The sequence below is a fragment of the Nonomuraea monospora genome (assembly GCF_039531895.1).
Classification (GTDB): Bacteria; Actinomycetota; Actinomycetes; order Streptosporangiales; family Streptosporangiaceae; genus Nonomuraea; species Nonomuraea monospora.
Genome location: NZ_BAAAQX010000094.1, coordinates 1 through 2458 on the forward strand (window position 1 = coordinate 1; position 2458 = coordinate 2458).

General features: G+C 53.0%; 2 protein-coding genes. Both read left to right on the forward strand.

The genetic code is table 11. The features are described 5' to 3' along the window. Positions 1 to 676: 676 nt before the first annotated feature. Entirely contained in the window at positions 677 to 1792 is a 1116-nt protein-coding gene (locus ABD331_RS60585; RefSeq protein ID WP_344496674.1) for a toll/interleukin-1 receptor domain-containing protein, read from the forward strand. A 142-nt stretch (positions 1793 to 1934) separates the two neighbouring features. After that, positions 1935 to 2411 (forward strand): DUF4231 domain-containing protein, encoded by a 477-nt coding sequence (locus tag ABD331_RS60590; protein WP_344496676.1) that lies wholly within the window; start codon positions 1935 to 1937, stop codon positions 2409 to 2411. Positions 2412 to 2458: the final 47 nt, after the last annotated feature.

Below are 2458 nucleotides of genomic sequence, written 5' to 3' on the forward strand. Positions count from 1 at the left end.
GCTGTTTCACATCGGCTACACCGTCCAGGGCGTGGGCAAGCTGCTGTATCGCCATGGCTGGTCCGTTTAAGGTCCCGTCACGGCGGGCGATCGAACGCGACGACGAGGCCATCGCCGGCCGGTAGGGCGAGGTGTGGCCAGCGGCAGAACCACCGCGGCGGACTTGGGCACCTACGCGCGCTTCGAGGATGAGAACGGGCAGGGGCTGAGGCCGCCGATCACCCGACTGTTTCGCGCAGACTGGCCTCACCCTCGATATCCCGGCGAATTCATGACCGACCCTACGAATTCAACCTGTGAAGCGTAGAGGCTTGATCGCATCAGGACGTACACGTGTACCGGCGCAGCCGGATGGACGTCCTTGAACTGAGCAGTAAGGCCGGGCCAGCAGCCGACCTGTTCCCATGCTGTACATAGCCTCGTGATCACCAAACACCCCGCCCAAAGCGAGCCAGACAAAGTGCTCCAATGTGCAACTTAGAAGACAGAACTAACATAGCGGATATGTTTGCACAAAATACACATAAGGCGATGATCCGCGAAGGCTACAACAACCAGGCAGTACAGGCTAGGATTGCACGACTCATTGCGACACCCTTCCGCAGTCGAAACACCGAAATCGGCAGCGCGAATGCGACGGAGAACCAGGACCAAAAAAGTCGGCATAGGAGACTCTGTGAGCGACAAAACTCTCAACACATCAAACATGGCACTGGAGGTATCCGTTTTTGCGTCCTACGCACAGATCGATGATGCGGCAACATATCAGCGCATTTCCCGGATCGTCGCTGACATAAAAACTACCCTGACAAGCCAAACGGGGTCAGCCGTTAATGTGTTCAAGGATACTGAATCAATAGCGGCAGGAGAGAATTGGCGCGACAGGATACGGCTTGGCTTGTCTTCATCAACAATTCTCCTCGCTTTCGTTTCCCTGGCCTATCTGAAAAGCGCGCCATGCAGGCAGGAGTTTCGCGAGTTCTTGGGCTTTCTCATTGCTAATTCAGAGACCCGGCTGATAATTCCGCTCATATACGCAGACTTCGACCGGGTTGATGCAAGATCTCAAGAAGATGATATCTGGGAAGAGATTAAGAAGCTGCAGGTCATCAAAATGGCTCACATGCGCGCAACCGACCCAGGGTCATCTGAATGGTTAAGCACGATTCAGCAAATATCCGACCGCATCGAAGATGTTCTCGTCAGCGTTGACGCAGATTCGACAGTCGAGCAGTCGCCGTCCAATGACAAAGAAGAGGAGAGCGATGGATTCCTAGAACTATTCACGGAGATCGAAGAAGAAACTCCCGCCATAGTAGCCGATCTAAACACTTACAGCGAGCTAATAACCCTCATTGGTGACACAACCGCTAACGCGGCACCAGAGATGACACGCGCTCAGACATTCGGGCAAAAACTAGCGGTAACGAGACGGCTAGCCGACAGTCTCACTCCCATCTCAAATGAGGCTGTGGAAATTTCCCACCGCATCCTGCTCGGGCTGAATAAATGGGATAGCGGTGTCCACAAGGCAGTTGAGGTATTGTCCAGGCAGCAGATCGACGCAGGTGGGGAGAACTCCACCGCATTCCTCGATGCTATCTACGGACTAGCCGAAAAGGGGATCGACTCGATAGGCAAGCTAGATACCCTACGCGATACTTTCGATACAATCAATGGAGTATCAAAACAACTGAATTACCCACTTACCCAGATTAAAGCATCACTGCTCGTATTTGCTGAAATCCGCGGCATATTCGAGAGCTGGAAGAGTGCGATTGAGGCGCACTAGTTGCCAGGAAGCCACTTTCCAATTGACACAAGATCGATAGTCGCTTCCTGCATTTATGGGACTTCGAACCCTCAAGAAAGGGCTTTTCGGAACTCCCAATCGATGTCAAAATCGTACACGTACGGGGACCATCAAATGTCAGATGCCCGCATGGGGGTTAAGATTGAGCGGCTCTTCATCAGACGAAACCTCTGCCTATGCTCTAGAAATTGCCGACAAATCGCACGCCTGGTACGGGCGAGCAGCGGTCAAAGCGAGGCGATTTTATCGGATATCTGAAATAGCACAGCTATTCCTATCAGCTTCTATTCCTATCGTCGCGTTGCTGGTGCCGGGCGATGCCACAGTTCCTGCCATGCTCGGGGCTTCCTTGGTTGTCTTGACCGGGGTGAAATCCATTTTCCACTGGCATGATGACTATTTGCGCTTCAGCGCATCACGCGAGGCTGTCGAAGCAGAGCGGCGCCTCTACATCACCGGCGGAAACCCTTATAATGATCCATCAACTAAGAATGCTCTTCTGGCGAGTGCTGTCACTAGAATCGAGCGCCAAGAAATGGCTTCGTGGACAAAAATCGCGGCTAAACGCCCAGACTCGGAAATCCGACCGAAGACATAGCACCAAGTAAGCGACAACTTGCATGGGCTTGCCGGATCTGGAACAGT

Excerpts from the sequence above, each read along its gene's own strand:
- ABD331_RS60590 (WP_344496676.1), top strand. The coding sequence starts at position 1,935 with ATGCCCGCATGGGGGTTAAGATTGAGCGGCTCTTCATCAGACGAAACC.